Genomic DNA, 16,451 nt, shown 5'->3' with positions numbered 1-16,451 from the left:
CGTTACATCTATAGTTCCTGTCAGTTAGATGGAAGATAGGATGTAAGAGCGGAAAACTATTACGCTCGCTCATGACCACCTCAGCCCGTTTCAGTCGAGCTGTGTGCACAGGAGATGATTATTGATGACGCAGGTGGTCGATGCAGCAGCTGAGCAAACACCAATCTCCCCGCATTCTGTGGCCTGGCACTCCTTGCCTGCAAAGGAGGTGACGAACCTGCTTGAGGTTAATGAGCGTGTCGGGCTGGAGGCCGCCGAAGTTCAAGCCCGGCTTGACCGCACTGGTTTCAATCGTTTGCCAGAAGCAGCACGGCGACCCGCGTGGCTGCGATTCATGCTGCAATTTCACAACATTCTGATTTATGTGCTTCTAGGATCCGCTGCGATTACCGCGATGCTGCAACATCTGTGGGATACGGTAGTGATTCTGGCTGTGGTCATTGCAAACGCAATCATTGGCTACATCCAGGAAGGCAAAGCGGAAAAAGCCATGGATGCTATCCGGCAGATGCTGGCACCGCACGCCGCCGTGATTCGCGCAGGCGAACGCTTAAGTGTTGTGGGTGAGGAACTGGTACCGGGCGATATCGTATTGCTGGAGGCGGGAGACAAAGTCCCTGCTGATTTACGTCTGCTGCACGCAAACAGACTACAGATTCAAGAAGCCATTCTTACCGGTGAATCCATACCAGTAGAAAAACATACCGAACCTGTGGGGCTTGAAGCCGCCCTGGGTGATCGTACATGCATGGCATTCAGCGGCACCCTCGTAACTTGCGGGCAAGCAACAGGGGTTGTCGTTGCGACCGCAGCAGCAGCTGAAATCGGACGCATCAGCACTCTACTTGCAGGTGTAGAAACGCTGACCACCCCGCTGGTGCAGCAAATGAACGTGTTTGCCCGTTGGCTGACGATATTGATCTTGTTAGTCGGCGGCCTTTTGCTCGTATTTGGCCATTATGTTGGGCACTACGAGTTCACCGAGATCTTCATGGTCGTGGTGGGGATGTCGGTAGCGGCGATACCTGAAGGGCTGCCCGCCGTCCTCACCATCACGCTGGCTGTCGGCGTTCGGGCAATGGCTCGCCGCAACGCCATCGTGCGTCGCCTGCCTGCCATCGAGACGCTCGGCTCGGTATCCGTCATCTGTACTGACAAGACCGGGACACTCACCCGCAACGAAATGATGGTGGCATCGGTCGTCACGAGCGATCTCATCTTCACGGTCGAGGGCGCTGGTTATCAGCCAGCGGGAAGCATCAGTCTTTCAGATCAGCCAGTCGACATATCAACTCACCCTGCGTTGGCAGAACTGGGGCGAGCAGCTGGCCTGTGCAACGATGCGGTGCTGCGCCTGCATGACGATTTATGGAAGGTAGAGGGTGACCCGATGGAGGGGGCCTTGCTGGCATTTTCCGGAAAGACCGGTATTGATAGCGATGAAGATCATCAGGCCTGGCCCCGCACCGATGCCATTCCGTTTGACGCGAAACACCGCTTCATGGCGACCCTGCATCACAACCATGATCGACATGCCTCTATCTATGTGAAGGGCGCGCCAGAGCAAATACTGGCCATGAGCACACAGCAGCTCGTAAACGCTGGCGGGACTGAACCGCTCAATGCGGACTACTGGCACGAACAGGCAAACGCCATTGCTGCCAAGGGGCAACGTGTATTGGCATTTGCAGTTAGATCAGTTCCTCCCGAGCACACCGTGTTGGAGTTTGGGGACGTACAAGGAAGGTTAACCCTGCTGGGCATGGTCGGACTGATTGACCCGCCTAGACCCGAGACGATAAAAGCAGTTCAACAATGCCAAGCAGCAGGCATTGTCGTAAAAATGATCACTGGCGATCACGGCGGTACCGCAGCCGCTATCGGTCGGCAGATTGGCCTGCAAAATCCCGACAGTGTGTTGACCGGCGTAGACCTAGACGCCATGAACGATGCCGCTCTGAAGGAGGCGGTAAAGCACGTCAATATTTTTGCGCGCACCAGCCCTGAACATAAGCTCAGGCTGGTAATGCTGCTGCAATCCAATGGCATGACAGTGGCCATGACCGGCGATGGCGTGAACGATGCCCCCGCGCTGAAGCGTGCCGATGCGGGTATCGCCATGGGAGGAAAAGGCAGTGAAGCCGCCAAGGAAGCCGCAGACCTGGTGCTGGCCGACGACAACTTCGCATCCATCGTGGCGGCAGTGCGCGAAGGGCGGACAGTCTACGACAACATCAAGAAAGTGCTGAGCTGGACGCTGCCGACCAACGCGGGGGAGACCATGACTATCATTGTGGCCCTGCTGCTCGGTCTTACACTGCCGGTCACGGCGATACAGATTCTATGGATTAATCTCATAACCGCAGTAACGCTCGGCATCGCATTGGCATTCGAGCCCACCGAAGAGAACACCATGCGCAGACCACCTCGTTCGCGCAAGGAGCCACTCATAAGCGGTGCGTTGGTTTGGCATATGGTGCTTGTTTCTATTCTGTTCCTCTGTGGTGTTTACGGCATTTTTTCGTATGCGCTCGACCGTGGCTACTCCGTGGAGTTGGCCCGAACCATCGCGGTGAATACGCTAGTCGTGATGGAAATATTCCATCTGTTCTTCATTCGTAATCTCTACAGCACATCGCTTTCCTGGAAGGGCATTCGTGGCACCAAGGTCGTGTGGATGATCGTCGCAGTGGTGACCTTGGCCCAGTTCGCCATTACCTACGCGCCACCTCTGCAAAAGGTGTTTGCCACAGAAGCGATCCCCTTCCTTGATGGCCTCCTGATCATCGGCGTTGGTGTTGCGCTCTTTGCGATCATCGAGATTGAAAAACAGATTCGAATCCGCCTGTCCGAGTAAAACTGATTGCAAGCTGGCAATCCCCTAACGCCAAGCATCTTCATGCCACTGAAAGAGGATTTAGAAAATGCATAAAATACTTGTAGCTGTCGATGGTTCCGAGCATTCAGAGCGCGCGGTGCGTTACCTTATTGCGCTGATCCAAGATGGCGGATTACTGGGCGGTAGTGTTGAGGTGCATCTGGTGAATGTGCAGCCACTTTTACCAACTCGAATTGCCCACGACATGGGCGAGAATGAGGTTGATCGTTACTACGGTGATAAAAGTGCTGAGGACTCACAAAAAGCTGGGGGGCTTCTGAAGCAGGAAGGGATTGCATTTACACTTCATACGTTACAAGGCGATGCAGCAAGCCAAATCGTGGCGTGCTCACACTCTTTAGGATGTGACAGCATCATCCTAGGCTCACATGGCAACGGCTTTCTTGCAGGGATTTTTCTGGGCTCTGTCGCGGCAAAGGTGATTCAGCTCTCAGATATACCAATCACCTTAGTCAAATAGGAGATCGTCAAATGCTTGATAGCACGACCCCATAAGTGGGTGATCAAAGGTCGATGCTCTGGAAAGGCTTTGATTGAGTTGAGTCATGCGCAACATAAGCCATCCACTTTTCCATGCGTGTGGTTCCCTCGACATTTGATGTTCCGAACGACTGAGAGGCAAATCACTTGCCCCTCAGTTCCTACTCCCGGCTGATGAATTCAATCTGGAGTGAAACCTACTTGGGGGTATACGCAGCTACCGACTTGCGAATCTCTTCCCGCGCCTCATCTGCGCTTCCCCAACGGCCCATCTTCACCCACTTACCCGGTTCCAATGTTTTGTAGTTTTCGAAGAAATGCTGAATCTGTGCGAGTAGTAGCGCGGGAAGGTCTGAACACTCTTTCACGTCGCTGTACATAGAACTCAGTTTGTCATGAGGCACAGCGATCACTTTGGCATCGGCTCCGGCCTCGTCCGTCATGTACATCACACCAACCGGGCGACTACGAATGACAACACCAGGCGATACCGGGTAAGGGCAAATCACCAGAACGTCCAAAGGATCGCCGTCATCGCTCAACGTATTTGGAATGAACCCATAGTTGGCAGGATAGAACATCGGCGTACTCAGGAAGCGGTCAACGAAGATCTGTCCGCTTGGCTTGTCCACCTCATACTTGATCGGCAAGTGGTTTGCAGGAATCTCGATAACGGTGAAGAAGTCATCGGGAATGGCGTTCCCTGCTGGGATGTCCGCGTAGCTCATGTTCATAGCTCCGAAGTTGTGGAAGGGGCTGAACGGGAAGGCGTTTTTCCAAGAGTGCCCATCTCGATTGGCGTCTTCGTGAAAAACACCGATATTTCCTCAGAGTCCAGTCGTTTGAACAATCGTTCGGCCTCATCTTCCGTGATTGCCAAGCGAATCTCCGTGGGTTGATCCGCCAGCTCAAAAAAATGTGATGAATGCAGTTTCCCGGTGTGCCCAAACCCTTCGATTCCAGTGCAGAGCGTGGCGCCGCGTAACCCCATTTCTTTAGCCACGTCGACTATCCATTCGCCTAGCATTTTTCCCTGATAACGACGGTTTTGTTGGGTGAAGAAAACGACCATATAGCCTTTCATTTCTATCTCCTCAGCGAGTACCAATCATTTGGTAGGACAGAAGCCCGGCAGCGGTCATCGCCAACGAACCTAAGACGTGCAATGAAATTGAGCCGAGCGCCCAGAGCAGCCTGCCTTCCTGAATCAAGGCAACCGTTTCGGCTGAAAATGTAGAGAAGGTGGTAAGCCCGCCACAGAAACCCGTGATGATCAGAAGACGCCACTCTGGACTAAGGGTAGGAGATGCGGCCAAGAAGGCTATGGCCAAACCGATGATGTAACCCCCAACCATGTTCGCGACCACAGTGCCTGGAGGAATCGTAGGGAATAGGGCATTCAGCTTCATCCCCAATAGCCAACGCAACCAGGCTCCAAGTGAAGCACCCACGGCAATGACGATTAATGACTTCAGCACGGAGAGTCCTCCTCATCAGACCTGAGTGGACTAAATGGCAAGCGGCTCGCGCTGAAAGAAAAGGGAAACTTGAAGGGTAAGATCATAGCCTGTCCTAGATTGGAGGACAGGGAGACGCACCTACGTCCCCTGTCCAGGGTTCACGTAGGCATCATTAGCACGAAGGCGGTTAAAGGAGGAATGCCATCTCCTGTTTTGATCCTATAGCATCAGCGCCAATGACATCAAGAGCAGCTGCATGCGGTCCGCGAGATAGATCTAAACCAAGAGCTTCTACAACAGAGTGAATTAGAGCTGCCGCAGTTTACTCGGATAGCAAATAGCCATTAGCCCATTCGCCCTAATTGCCACCACCTTCGCTTAACACTAACCTTTTCCAGCATTCAAACCGGTCCGACTCGGAAGCAACCGCGTGTTGTGGGCCTGGCTTAACAACATTGAAACGCTTTGCAAGTCGGCCTACAGGACTGCCCTGCGGCTTTCAATACTGCAAATAAAGGACCGGCCGCTGCCGGGAAACCCTCGAAACACTCAACATATATATAAGAAGGTTCATATGAAGTTGTCTTACACAGTTACTGCCCTCACTGTACTCGCCACTTTGGTTGTCGGTCTAACCGGCTGCCAGGTCATCAAGCCAACAGAGAACGACCTTAAGAGTCGAGCACAAAATACTATCGGCAAGCCAATTACCAACATCTCAAACGTACGAAGTGATTTCAACACCACCTACTTCACAGCTAAAACCGCCACCGGGGAATACGCATGTGAACTCCCGAGCGGCCCTGGGGTTGCCCTCGGCTCCATGGGCATGGGGCTAGGCGCCCAGTGCACCAAACAATAATTACGTAAACATCCCTCCTTGGCCGCCCCCCTCCCCCCAACAAGAAGAGAACTCGACTGGCGAGACCTACTGTTCAGTAGTTCGTGCATTCAGTGGTTTCTGACCGAGCTCTCTCAATGTAGCCCGCAACTCGGTTGGGCGGATGGGTTTGGAAAGGATGGCGATCTGACGTTCCCGCAACTGCTGCTGGATCGTCTCTATATCATGCCCGCTGAGAATCAACGCCGGCACCGCCCAACCACGCTGTTGGCGTAGATGGTCTATGCACTCGATGCCAGTGGCGTGGTTGCCCAAGTCATAGTCAGCGACGATGACATCACAATCACTGGAGAGGTTCAGCCCAGTCAATTCCGCTTGTACCGTACACCCCCAACGCTGCAGCAGCGCCTGAGTGGCCAGTAACACGTTGTGATCATCCTCCACCAGACAGACTTTCAATCCTGTCAACAGCCCTGCCTGGTGAACGTCTTCCTGAAGGCTGAGGTTTCGTGGCGGCGTCGCAAGGGGGAAACCAGACAAGCAGACTGATGTCCCATGACCCAACCGCGAGCGGATAGCAACGTCAAGAGCCATCAACTGCCCCAGACGCCTGACGATGGAAAGGCCCAGTCCGACACCTTCAACGTCCTTGTCTCGCTCACGACGGACGCGATAAAACTCTTCGAATACTTTTGGCAGGTGTTCCTTTTCAATCCCCTGCCCCTGATCGTGAACCACGATCGCAAGCCCATCACCGCACTTACGCACACCGATCAGTACAGGCCGCTGGGCACCGTATTTGAAGCAATTGGAAAGTATATTTTGAACCATCGTTGTGAGAAGTGCAGGGTCTGCCCGGACCCAATGGGAGGAAGGCCGCAGATGCAACTCAACACCCGCCCAGCGCGCAGCCTCGACATTCTGGCGCACAAGATCGGCCAGGAAGTCCCCCAGGTGCAAGGTCTGATACTTGGGTAGCACACGGCTATTGTCCAACGTGTAGAGATCGAGAATCGAGCGAAAGAGTTGCGATACATTGAGTAGCGAGCGGTCGATACTGTCCACCAAACGTCGCTCTTCATCGCCCAAGCATGCTTCGCGCAGGCATGCGGTGAATAGACCAATAGAATGGATCGGTTGGCGCAAGTCATGGCTGGCCTGGGCCAGGAACCGCGATTTCTCCAGGTTAGCGGCAACGGCTTCTTCCGAAGCTTTACGAGTACGTTCCAACAAGAGGTGGGCATAAACCGGTATCACCGTGCTGGTGATCATCAGCATCAGCACCATGAATGGCTGCGCCTGCCACGAAGGCGTCAACCAGTAAACAATCAACAATGCCAGTAACGCCAACCCAGTCGCAATTGCAAGGTAGCGCGAACCATAGCGCATACCGTTGCCCAGGTTGACCCAGACCATCACCGCATAAAGCGGTAACGCAGCTTCTGCGCCGACTACCAGACCGAATGAGGTCCCGGTGTAATCGTGAACCATCCCCAATATTCGCCGTGCCGGGTAGTGCCCAGGCCAATGAGCAATGACAAAGCGAAAGCCTATGGAAGCCAACAGAAACACTAAGTAATAAAGGATTATGGGCAAATAAGCATCCACCCTATGCCCGGGCAAAAAGCCCAGCATACTGATATATCCAATGGCGCAGGCAGACACAATGACGCGTAAATTGGCCTGGTCAAGTTCGGTGTTCTTCTCGAACGTCATGGGAAGCATCCTTACGGTATAACCGATGTAAAAATGATAGGTGCTACACGCAACCAACCGGCGCGGCGCTACAGCGGTCCCTAAAATAAAACTGACTCAGGGTAGAGCACGATATGCCATGCAGAATCATTATTGCCGACGATCATCCTATGTTTCGCGAGGGCATGTTGCGCACTGTCCAGCGACTACTTCCCGAGGCAACGGTGGAGCAAGCCGGTGACTTTGAGACTGTAAAGGCGCTGATCAAAACAGGCGAAGAAGTTGACACGCTGATTCTCGACTTGCGTTTTCCAGGCTTGACCTGCATGAGTCACTTGAGTGAGTTGAGACAGCAGTTGCGGCGCACCACGTTAATCGTGGTGTCAATGGTCGATGATCCATCGTTGATCGAACAGATTATGGCGTTAGGTATCGACGGATTTATCGGCAAAAACATCGCCCCGGACGAGATCGGACAGGCACTAGTGGCTATCAGAGAAGGCGATGTTCTCGTCAAGTTTTCGCCATCGGGCCTGCTGCCGTTGCAGACCACTGCTCTCACAGCCCGCCAGCATGAAGTATTGCAGCTGATCGCAAAAGGCAAGACCAATAAAGAAATCGCAACGGAATTACAGATATCTCCCTTTACAGTGCGTATTCATGTGGCGTCGCTGTTACGTTGCTTGAACGTGCCATCACGGGCAGCGGCAGTGGCGAAGTATTCGGGAATCGGTTGAAGGGCAGATTAAAAATACACCAGATTCAAACTAGACATCTTCTTTCGTCTCAATTTCGGATAACTCCGTCAGATGTTTCCCCAATGCCCTGCCGTAAAGCGGTGACGAGCCAATCCCCATTGATTGAGGCGAGCATTGAGCAGCCGTCGCACCATCAGGCCATTCGTACTCACGAGGTCTGATTCGATGGATAGGGTAGCCCCCACATTCAGCTTGCTACGCTCCGGGATGGTTGCCCTGATCATCGGCATCAGCAGCAGTGCCGCTCCGGTCATGGCATCTGAACGCACTTTTGAACGCGAGCAACTGGCCCTGCTGACCCGTCAACTGGACCAAATCAATCGCCAGGTCGAAGACCTATCAGCTCAGCCCACGCAAGTTCGGGATCGCTACCACTTCGACTACCCACGCCTACGTGAAGACCTCCAGCGAGTACGTGCTGGAGTTCAGGACTACCTGACTCCACAGCGCGCCCAGCCACGCGCCCCAACGCCGATGCTCGGTGACTACCGCGACGAGCAGGAGCCCTCGCCATGACTGCCGCCCAACAGGCCGCCTTCCAGGCCCACGGCGGATTTACGCCCGCGCGGATGGCGACCTTGTTGCTGTCGGGGGTGTTTGCCGTGCTGTTGCTGTGGGGCGCCTGGGCAATTCGTACCGCCTACACCGGTTGGGCCGAACAGCGTCTGGGCTCGTGGCAGGTTGTCGGGGTGGTCATGCGTTTTGTCGCGCTGTACCTGGTGTTGACGTTTTTTCTTCTGTCCTGATCCGAGGGAGCTGCCGTGATGAACCATCATTTTTCATATGGTCTTCGTAGCCGGATGCTGGTGCTGCTGATGGGCGCTCCGGCATTGGCCGTTGCGCAGGGCCGTCTGCCCAAGCTGGAGGATCCGTCCCGCGGTGTCGGCAGCGGCATTCTGCAAACCCTGCAGAACTACAGCTACGACATCATCCTGCTGATCGCCCTGTTGGTGGTGGCCTCAATGCTTATCGGGGTCTGCTATCACGCCTACACGCGCTATTCGGAGATCCACACCGGGCGCGCGACCTGGGGCCAGTTTGGGTTGACCGTCGCAGTCGGTGCGATCTTGCTGGTGGTGGGCATCTGGTTACTGACCAAGGCCACCGGGATCTCGTGATTTCTGGACTAAAAAAGTCCGGATACCGGTGGTTTTCGACAGATCGCACCGGAAACGAAAAAAGACGCCGAAGCGTCTTTTTTTCGCTGACTCCCAGGTCCGATGGACACTGCAAATCAAAAATTGGAGCGGGAAACGAGACTCGAACTCGCGACCCCGACCTTGGCAAGGTCGTGCTCTACCAACTGAGCTATTCCCGCAAATGGCGTCCCCTAGGGGACTCGAACCCCTGTTACCGCCGTGAAAGGGCGGTGTCCTAGGCCACTAGACGAAGGGGACACGCTACTGAAACACATGGTGTGTATTTCAGTGCCCAGAGGCCTCGTCCGAAGACTTGGTCCTGGTTTCACTCAATGCCGCCCGAAGGCAACACTGCTTAAAAATGGAGCGGGAAACGAGACTCGAACTCGCGACCCCGACCTTGGCAAGGTCGTGCTCTACCAACTGAGCTATTCCCGCATTGGCGTCCCCTAGGGGACTCGAACCCCTGTTACCGCCGTGAAAGGGCGGTGTCCTAGGCCACTAGACGAAGGGGACACACGTACAACATTCACTCCCTGCCGCGTTTCGCTGTGTGCTTTACGCTGCAAGTGGCGCGCATTCTATGGATGGATTGAAAGGTCGTCAACCCCCCAGGATAAATTTATTTAAATCAATGACTTCGCCCCCGTTTCCAGACCCGTGCGGGCATTCTGCGCGTCCGCGCCTTGACGCCTATATTCTGGCGCCCGACAAGACGCTATAGTTCGCTCAGCAACTGATGGCATTGTGCATCTACGCAGGGAATGCTTACGTATATAGAAGAAACTACCTGGGCAACTGGTCGAACAGTCCTATCCGGCAGATGTCTCAGTCACTACACTCCACAGCAAACCCTATAAAGAGGTCGCACCGGTGACACCACTCATGATCACCCTGCTGGTAATAGCCGGGATCGTAATACTGATCGCCATTGGCTATATGAACCATGTGGTGGAAAACAACAAACTGGAAAAGCAACGCACCGTGATCGAGCTTAATGACCGGCTGCGTCGCTGTGGTGAAATCACCGAGACCTTCCCCGGCCAGTTGATGACTCCGGCACTCAAGCTGCTGCTGACCCGCCTGGAACTCAACGTCAACCAGCGCTTGCTGCACCTCAACAAGTCCAGCGCACCGCTCAAGGCGCGGATCGCCGAACTGAATGCGCTGGTGGCCCAGGGCGAATCGATCCCGGTCAACAACCCGCCCGGCCCGATCCAGACCGAAGCCAAGGCCAAGGACGTGCGCTTCCTGCTCGAAGCCCTGCACGGCCAGGTCACCCGCGCGGCCCAGGACGGTTTTCTGCCGGCCAATGAAGCCAAGCACTGGATCAGGGAGATTCGCCACATCCTGGTCCTGCTGCACATCGAGTTCTTCAACAACCTCGGCCAGCATGCCCTGCAACAGGACCAGCCGGGCCAGGCGCGCCTGGCCTTCGAGCGCGGCGTGCAGTACCTGCGCAAACAGCCTGAGCCGGCGATCTACAGAGAGCAACTGCAATTGCTGGAGAGTCAATTGGCGCGCGCCAACTCCACGGTGCTGACCAACAGCAAACCGGCGGAAGATGAAGTCAACGAACTGACCGAAGGCCTGAAAGTCGCCGACACCGACGCCGAGTGGAAGAAAAAAGTCATCTACGACTGACCTCCCCCACCCCATGTGGCGAGTGCTCCTCGCCACATGCCATCATTTAGCATCTATCCCCTCGCCGTCGACTCGCGTACAAAAGTCCCCCTCACTCCGTGAAGTTAGAGGCCCGCTATGCCTGTCGCCGTGATTGATGGACAACCGCTGCACTATGTTGACCAGGGCCGCGGCCCGATCGTCCTGCTGGGTTCGAGTTACCTGTGGGACCGCGCCATGTGGGCACCGCAGATCGAAGCGCTGTCGCAGCAATACCGCGTGATCGTCCCCGAACTGTGGGGCCACGGCGAGTCCGGGCCGCTGCCGGCGCACACGCGCTCCCTGGACGACCTGGCGCGCCAGGCCCTGGCACTGCTCGACCAGTTGCAGATTGCCCAGGTCAATCTGGTGGGTTTGTCGGTCGGCGGCATGTGGGGCGCACGCCTGGCCCTGCTGGCACCCGAGCGGGTCAACAGCCTGGTGCTGATGGACACCTACCTCGGCGCCGAGCCCGAGGCCACGCGCCAGCACTACTTTTCGCTGTTCAAGATGATCGAAGACGCCGGCGCCATCCCCGAGCCGCTGCTGGATGTGGTCGCGCCGATCTTTTTCCGCCCGGGTATCGACCGCGCATCGGCGCTGTACCAGGATTTCCGCAAAGTCTTGCAGGGCTACCCCACGGCGCGCCTGCTGGACAGCATCGTGCCCCTGGGTCGGCTGATCTTCAGCCGCGCAGATGTGCTGGAACAGTTGTCACGCCTGGACGCCGACACCACCCTGGTGCTGTGCGGCGAACAGGACACGCCTCGCCCCCCCGCCGAGTCCGAGCAGATGGCCAGCCTGATCGGCTGCGGCCTGAGCCTGATTCCCGACGCCGGGCATATCTCCAGCCGCGAGAACCCGGACTTCGTCAATGAAGCGCTGCTGACCTTCCTCGCCAACCACGCCTGATCGCGCCCCGGCCCTTTGATCGCGGCCCGGCGGCGGCGATCAAAGGCGGAAGTGCCCCACCATGCCCTTGAGTTCCGCGCCCAACCGCGCCAGCGCAATACTCGACGCGGCATTGCCTTGCATGCTCAACGCCGATTGATCGGCACTCGCGCGAATGCTGGTGACGCTGCGGTTGATCTCTTCGGCCACCGAACTCTGTTGCTCGGCCGCTGCGGCAATCTGCTGATTCATTTGTTGGATCAATGACACCGCGACCGCAATGCTGCCCAGCGCGCTTTCGGTTTCCAGCGCATCGCTGACGGCCAGCTTCACCAACTCGCCGCTCTGCTGGATCTGCTGCACCGACGCTTGCGCCGCGCTGCGCAAGGTGCCGACCAGGCGCTCGATCTCCTCGGTCGATTGCTGGGTGCGCTTGGCCAGCGCCCGCACTTCATCGGCCACCACCGCAAAACCACGGCCTTGCTCACCGGCGCGCGCGGCCTCGATGGCTGCGTTGAGCGCCAGCAGATTGGTCTGTTCGGCCACGCTTTTGATCACGCTCAACACGCTGCCGATGTTCTGGATTTCGCTGCTGAGGCTGTCGATGCTGGCGCTCGCGCTGGTGCTGGACGTGGCCAGCTGTTCGATGCGCTGCAAACTCTGGCGCACCACCTGCTGGCCGCTGTCGACTTTGTCATCGGCGGTCTGCGCAGCCTGTGCGGCCTCTTCGGCGTTGCGCGCCACATCGTGGACCGTGGCGGTCATCTGGTTCATCGCCGTGGCGACCTGCTCGGTTTCTTCCTTCTGGCTGCTGACCTCGATGTTGGTCTGCTCGGTGACGCTGGACAGCGAATGCGCCGAACTGGCCAATTGCTCGATGCCCGCTTGCAGCCTGCTGACCATATCGCTCAAGCCGCTGCCCATCTGTTGCATCGCCTGCATCAACTGGCCGATTTCATCGCGGCGGCTGACGTCCATGCGCCCACTCAAATCGCCGGCTGCGATCTGCTGGGCCACCGCGATCACCCGGCGCAGCGGCGCGACGATCAACCGGGTAATCACCCAGGCCGCAATCAAGCCCATCAACAGCGCCAGGGCCGAGGAGCCGATGATCAGCAGCGCGCTTTTCTTCAACTGCGCCTGCATCGACTGATCTTCGGCGGCATACGCCTGGTCGACGCGGCTGACCACTTGATCGGCGCGATCATGCAATTGTTTGTAGACCACTTTTTCCTGGGCCAGCAGGCCGGTGTATTCGCCGAGCTTTTCATTGAACGCAGCGATATGCCCGCCGACCTCATTGAGCACCGTCTGGTAACCGGCGTCCTTGACCGAGGTCTTCAGTAACTCGACCTGGGCCAGCGCCTGCTCGGCCTGTTCGATCTTGCCTTGTTCGGCGTTGTCTTCCTGCCCTTTGCGGCTCTGATCGAGGCGCACATGGGCCTCGTTCATGGCTTGCAGCATCAACCGCGAAACCTGGCTGACCTGCCCCGCCTGCTCGATAAACTCGGCGCCCTCCTTGCCCTGGCTTTCCTTGAGGCCATAGGCGCCATCGTCGGCCAGGCCGGCCTGCAACACATCGAGGTTATTGGCCACGCTGGACACCGACCAACTGGCCATTTCCAGTGCCAGGTCCTTGGTCTGGGTCAGTTCGACGAACTCATCGAACGCCTTGCGGTAAGCCGCCAGGGCCTGTTCGACCTCGGTCATCAGCGGCACGTTGGTCGCAGACTCGGCCTTGAGGCTGGCGGCCAGGGCGGCCAAGGCGTCGACTTGCTCATGCAGGGCGTCGACGGACTTGGGGTCGGCGTGCAGCGCGTAGTCCTGCTCGATCAAACGCACCTTGAGCAGCCCGCTGTTGAGCGAAGACATGCTCTTGAGGCCCTCGAAACGCAGGCCAACGGTTTGCAGGGACCACACGCCAATCGCTGCGACCAACGCAGTCAACAGCAGCACCAGGCTGAAGCCCAAACCCAGTTTTTTCGCCATACCGAGGTTGGCGAAACGTCGTTGCACGGCCGAAATCATTGCACTTGAATCCTCTTGCAATGGCGGATGCCATCAAGTCCGGTTTCCCAGCAGCGAGATTCGCAACCCCAAGGCCCTGAACACAAGTCGTTGGCGCCACAATAATGGCAAAAAGCTACACACTCGTCGTTTTCAGAATGGTCGAGGTCGATCTGGCGGGCCCCGCGGCGCGGAACAACGCCAGGGCCCGCTGATCAGCAGCATAGGCCACATTGATGCGCTGCCACTCGCTGTGTTCACCCGTGGGGCTGAACAGCGCCCCCGGCGACATCAACACGCCGAGTTGCCGCGCACACGCCTGCAAGCGTGAACGGTCGGCCATGCGAGGCCGCGCCCAGACAAACATGCCGCCGGCGGGCACGGCGAACACCTGCCATTCCTCATCCTCCAGCACCTGCAAGGTCGCGGCCATTTGCGCGTTCAGGCGTTTGCGCAGGCGCTGCACCCATTTGCGATAGGTGCCGTTGGCCAGCAACGTGGCCATCACCGCTTCGGCAAAACGCGAGGTGCCGATGCCGGTGAGTGTCTTGAGGTGTACCAATTGCGCAATGATCGGCGAACTGGCGCTGAGGTAGCCGACGCGCAGGGCACTGCTGAGGGTCTTGGAAAAACTCGAGACATAGATCACCCGGTCATCATGGGGCAGCGCCGAGAGCCGCGTGCAACTGGCGTGTTGCAGGTCGGCGTAGACATCTTCTTCGATGATCAGGAAGTCTTCGCTGTGCGCCAGCGCCAGCAAACGCTCGGCCACCTTGCGGCACAGGCTGGTGCCGGTGGGGTTGTGATACAGGCTGTTGATAAACAGGCACTTGGGACGATGGCAGCGCAGCAGGGCTTCCAGCGCCGGGACGTCCGGGCCGCCCTGGGTACGCGGCACTTCCAGCAGCGTGACGCCGTGGAAGGCCAACTGACGAAAGAGGTTGCCATAACCGGGGGTTTCCACGACCACCGTGTCGCCGGCCTTGAGCAAGGTGCGGATCAGCAGGTCCTGGGCATGGCTGGCGCCATGGGTGGTGAGAATGCGGTCGAGGCTGGTGGCCACGTGAATCTGGGTCAGGCGCTTGAGCAGTTGCTCGCGCAGCGCCGGCAGCCCCAGTGGCGTGCTGTAGTTGAACAGGCCGCCGGTATCGATGCGGCTGACTTCGCGGATCGCGTAGCTGATGTCATCGCTTTCGCGCCAGGCGTCCGGCAGCCAACCGCAGCCGAGTTTCAACTCGCCCAACGGGCTGTCGGTGAAAGCGCCCCACTCTCGCTCCGCGCCTTCATACCAGTGGCGTTCCTGAGCCACTGGCGGCTGCGCCACCACAAACCCGGAGCCCTGCTTCGAGGTCAGCAGGCCCTGGGCCTCCATGCGCTCGAATGCCTCGATCACGCTGGACTGGCTGAGCAGGTTGTCGAGGGCCAGTTGGCGGATGGACGGCAAGCGTGTACCGGGGCTGACCCCGCTCTTGCGAATCCATTCCGCCACCGCGCTGACGATTTGCTGCACCACCGGTACAAGGGCTTGTCGATCGATCCCTAAATCCATGAGCCACTCACTTAACTATCTGTTATTCAACCCAAAACAGTTAAGCACAGAAGCCCGCTCCAACCGGTCGCCAACAGTAACTAAAGTATTGATTTTATTGACTTATTTACCTCCTGATACACATTGGATCACGGCGTTTTGCCAGCTATGGAAACGCCCCACAGCACCTCAAACTTTTTCGAATGAGGTGCGGCTTGGAGTCCTAGATCGCGGTGGCGCCGCCGTCCACTGCCAGGGCGTGGCCGGTGGTGAACGCCGCACCGTCACTGCACAGGTACAACACCGCACTGGCGATTTCCTCGACCTTGCCGATGCGCCCGACCGGGTGCATGGCCGCGGCGAATTCGGCTTTGCGCGGGTCAGCTTCATAGGCACGGCGGAACATGTCGGTGTCGATCACGGCCGGGCATACCGCGTTGACGCGGATGTTCTTTTTCGCGTACTCGATGGCCGCCGATTTGGTCAGGCCGATCACCGCGTGCTTGGACGCGGCATAGATGCTCATCTTCGGCGCGGCGCCCAGCCCCGCCACCGACGCAGTGTTGACGATCGCACCAGCGCCCTGGGCCAGCAGCAACGGCAATTGGTACTTCATGCACAACCACACGCCCTTGACGTTGACGCCCATGATCGCGTCGAACTCATCGAGTGTGCCGTCCGCCAACTTGCCTTTCTCGATCTCGATCCCGGCGTTGTTAAAGGCGTAGTCCAGGCGGCCATACGCGGCGATGGTCTGCGCCATCAATTGCTGCACATCGGCTTCCAGGGTGACGTTGCAGCGCACGAACTGCGCCTCGCCACCGGCCTCGCGGATCAGCGCGACAGTGCCTTCGCCGCCCGCTACGTCGAGGTCGGCAACCACTACCTTCAAACCTTCGGCGGCAAACGCCAGCGCGGTGGCGCGGCCAATACCGGCAGCGGCGCCGGTGACCAGGGCGACCTGGCCGGAAAACGTCATGCTCATGGGGGATGTCCTATGGGAGAAATAGCCGTGGGCCGAGTCTAGCCAAGCCCGACAGCGGCGCGTCAGCACTATCAGAAGGCCGGTTAGCGCTGCATGAATCACAATG

At 57.5% G+C, this 16,451-nt stretch carries 16 protein-coding genes, 4 tRNA genes, 1 pseudogene and 1 riboswitch; of the genes and pseudogenes, 9 read left to right on the top strand and 12 right to left on the bottom strand.

Going from position 1 to position 16,451, the window contains the following annotated elements; genetic code table 11:
- The first annotated feature begins 124 nt into the window (after nt 1–124).
- Both INT12_RS20910 and INT12_RS20905 read left to right on the top strand, forming a co-directional pair.
- The gene (locus tag INT12_RS20910; protein ID WP_193041149.1) at nt 125–2,857 is read left to right on the top strand and encodes a cation-transporting P-type ATPase; all 2,733 of its coding nucleotides are present in this window, start codon (nt 125–127) and stop codon (nt 2,855–2,857) included.
- Between the two features lie 67 nt (nt 2,858–2,924).
- Nucleotides 2,925–3,359, top strand: a complete 435-nt coding sequence (locus tag INT12_RS20905; RefSeq protein ID WP_104903611.1) for a universal stress protein — start codon at nt 2,925–2,927, stop codon at nt 3,357–3,359.
- Between the two features lie 217 nt (nt 3,360–3,576).
- Here INT12_RS20905 and ppa read toward each other — a convergent pair whose 3' ends face one another.
- Genes ppa through crcB form a run of 3 tightly spaced genes read right to left on the bottom strand, consistent with a single transcriptional unit; the run spans nt 3,577 to nt 4,857 of the window.
- Nucleotides 3,577–4,107: an inorganic diphosphatase gene (ppa, locus tag INT12_RS20900; RefSeq protein WP_017846811.1), complete on the bottom strand. Its 531-nt coding sequence runs from the start codon at nt 4,105–4,107 to the stop codon at nt 3,577–3,579.
- Nucleotides 4,108–4,109: 2 nt separating this feature from the next.
- A complete protein-coding gene (locus tag INT12_RS20895) occupies nt 4,110–4,463 on the bottom strand; it encodes a DUF190 domain-containing protein (RefSeq protein ID WP_017846810.1) in 354 nt (117 codons plus the stop codon).
- 10 nt (nt 4,464–4,473) lie between these two features.
- Entirely contained in the window at nt 4,474–4,857 is a 384-nt protein-coding gene (crcB, locus tag INT12_RS20890) for a fluoride efflux transporter CrcB (RefSeq protein WP_017846809.1), read from the bottom strand.
- Between the two features lie 138 nt (nt 4,858–4,995).
- Nucleotides 4,996–5,057: riboswitch (Fluoride riboswitch) on the bottom strand.
- Nucleotides 5,058–5,413: 356 nt separating this feature from the next.
- Between crcB and INT12_RS20885 the strand changes: the two genes are divergently transcribed.
- Nucleotides 5,414–5,701 carry a hypothetical protein gene (locus INT12_RS20885; RefSeq protein ID WP_017846808.1) on the top strand — a complete coding sequence of 96 codons (288 nt, stop codon included), beginning with the start codon at nt 5,414–5,416 and terminating at the stop codon, nt 5,699–5,701.
- A 66-nt stretch (nt 5,702–5,767) separates the two neighbouring features.
- On the opposite strand, the gene INT12_RS20880 is transcribed toward INT12_RS20885, so the two are convergent.
- A complete protein-coding gene (locus INT12_RS20880; RefSeq protein ID WP_193040230.1) occupies nt 5,768–7,396 on the bottom strand; it encodes a hybrid sensor histidine kinase/response regulator in 1,629 nt (542 codons plus the stop codon).
- A 113-nt stretch (nt 7,397–7,509) separates the two neighbouring features.
- On the opposite strand from INT12_RS20880, the gene INT12_RS20875 reads away from it, so the two are divergent.
- The 4 genes from INT12_RS20875 to INT12_RS20860 all read left to right on the top strand — a co-directional run bounded on the left by INT12_RS20875 (nt 7,510) and on the right by INT12_RS20860 (nt 9,251).
- The gene (locus INT12_RS20875) at nt 7,510–8,112 is read left to right on the top strand and encodes a response regulator transcription factor (protein ID WP_193040231.1); all 603 of its coding nucleotides are present in this window, start codon (nt 7,510–7,512) and stop codon (nt 8,110–8,112) included.
- Between the two features lie 186 nt (nt 8,113–8,298).
- On the top strand, nt 8,299–8,649 hold the full coding sequence (locus INT12_RS20870; protein WP_193040232.1) for an RAQPRD family integrative conjugative element protein: 351 nt from the start codon (nt 8,299–8,301) through the stop codon (nt 8,647–8,649).
- Nucleotides 8,646–8,879: a TIGR03758 family integrating conjugative element protein gene (locus INT12_RS20865; protein WP_104903613.1), complete on the top strand. Its 234-nt coding sequence runs from the start codon at nt 8,646–8,648 to the stop codon at nt 8,877–8,879. The genes INT12_RS20870 and INT12_RS20865 overlap by 4 nt, the downstream gene beginning before the upstream one ends.
- 54 nt (nt 8,880–8,933) lie before the next feature.
- The gene (locus tag INT12_RS20860) at nt 8,934–9,251 is read left to right on the top strand and encodes a TIGR03745 family integrating conjugative element membrane protein (protein WP_226926263.1); all 318 of its coding nucleotides are present in this window, start codon (nt 8,934–8,936) and stop codon (nt 9,249–9,251) included.
- Between the two features lie 124 nt (nt 9,252–9,375).
- On the opposite strand, the gene INT12_RS20855 is transcribed toward INT12_RS20860, so the two are convergent.
- From INT12_RS20855 to INT12_RS20840, 4 genes are all read right to left on the bottom strand, one after another.
- Nucleotides 9,376–9,451 (bottom strand) — tRNA-Gly (locus INT12_RS20855).
- 3 nt (nt 9,452–9,454) lie between these two features.
- A tRNA-Glu gene (locus INT12_RS20850) sits at nt 9,455–9,530 on the bottom strand.
- Between the two features lie 104 nt (nt 9,531–9,634).
- Nucleotides 9,635–9,710 (bottom strand) — tRNA-Gly (locus INT12_RS20845).
- A gap of 2 nt (nt 9,711–9,712) precedes the next feature.
- Nucleotides 9,713–9,788 (bottom strand) — tRNA-Glu (locus INT12_RS20840).
- 357 nt (nt 9,789–10,145) lie between these two features.
- On the opposite strand from INT12_RS20840, the gene INT12_RS20835 reads away from it, so the two are divergent.
- Together INT12_RS20835 and INT12_RS20830 are read left to right on the top strand one after the other, a co-directional pair.
- Nucleotides 10,146–10,916 (top strand): hypothetical protein, encoded by a 771-nt coding sequence (locus INT12_RS20835; protein WP_026139998.1) that lies wholly within the window; start codon nt 10,146–10,148, stop codon nt 10,914–10,916.
- Between the two features lie 117 nt (nt 10,917–11,033).
- Nucleotides 11,034–11,846, top strand: coding sequence for an alpha/beta fold hydrolase (locus INT12_RS20830; protein ID WP_193040234.1), 813 nt, complete (start codon nt 11,034–11,036; stop codon nt 11,844–11,846).
- Between the two features lie 39 nt (nt 11,847–11,885).
- Here the strand turns inward: INT12_RS20830 and INT12_RS32040 are convergent, their stop codons facing one another.
- The 4 genes and pseudogenes from INT12_RS32040 to INT12_RS20815 all read right to left on the bottom strand — a co-directional run bounded on the left by INT12_RS32040 (nt 11,886) and on the right by INT12_RS20815 (nt 16,345).
- A complete protein-coding gene (locus INT12_RS32040; RefSeq protein ID WP_371928132.1) occupies nt 11,886–12,728 on the bottom strand; it encodes a methyl-accepting chemotaxis protein in 843 nt (280 codons plus the stop codon).
- Between the two features lie 18 nt (nt 12,729–12,746).
- Nucleotides 12,747–12,908 (bottom strand): annotated as a pseudogene (locus INT12_RS32035) (HAMP domain-containing protein); the annotation flags it as partial.
- A 1,060-nt stretch (nt 12,909–13,968) separates the two neighbouring features.
- Nucleotides 13,969–15,381 carry a PLP-dependent aminotransferase family protein gene (locus tag INT12_RS20820; protein ID WP_046384179.1) on the bottom strand — a complete coding sequence of 471 codons (1,413 nt, stop codon included), beginning with the start codon at nt 15,379–15,381 and terminating at the stop codon, nt 13,969–13,971.
- 202 nt (nt 15,382–15,583) lie between these two features.
- The gene (locus INT12_RS20815; RefSeq protein WP_046384180.1) at nt 15,584–16,345 is read right to left on the bottom strand and encodes an SDR family oxidoreductase; all 762 of its coding nucleotides are present in this window, start codon (nt 16,343–16,345) and stop codon (nt 15,584–15,586) included.
- Nucleotides 16,346–16,451: the final 106 nt, after the last annotated feature.

The sequence above is a fragment of the Pseudomonas sp. K8 genome (assembly GCF_014889455.1).
Taxonomy (GTDB): Bacteria; Pseudomonadota; Gammaproteobacteria; order Pseudomonadales; family Pseudomonadaceae; genus Aquipseudomonas; species Aquipseudomonas veronii.
Note: the sequence above shows the minus strand (reverse complement) of the source record. Positions and strands in the feature narration are given on the sequence as shown.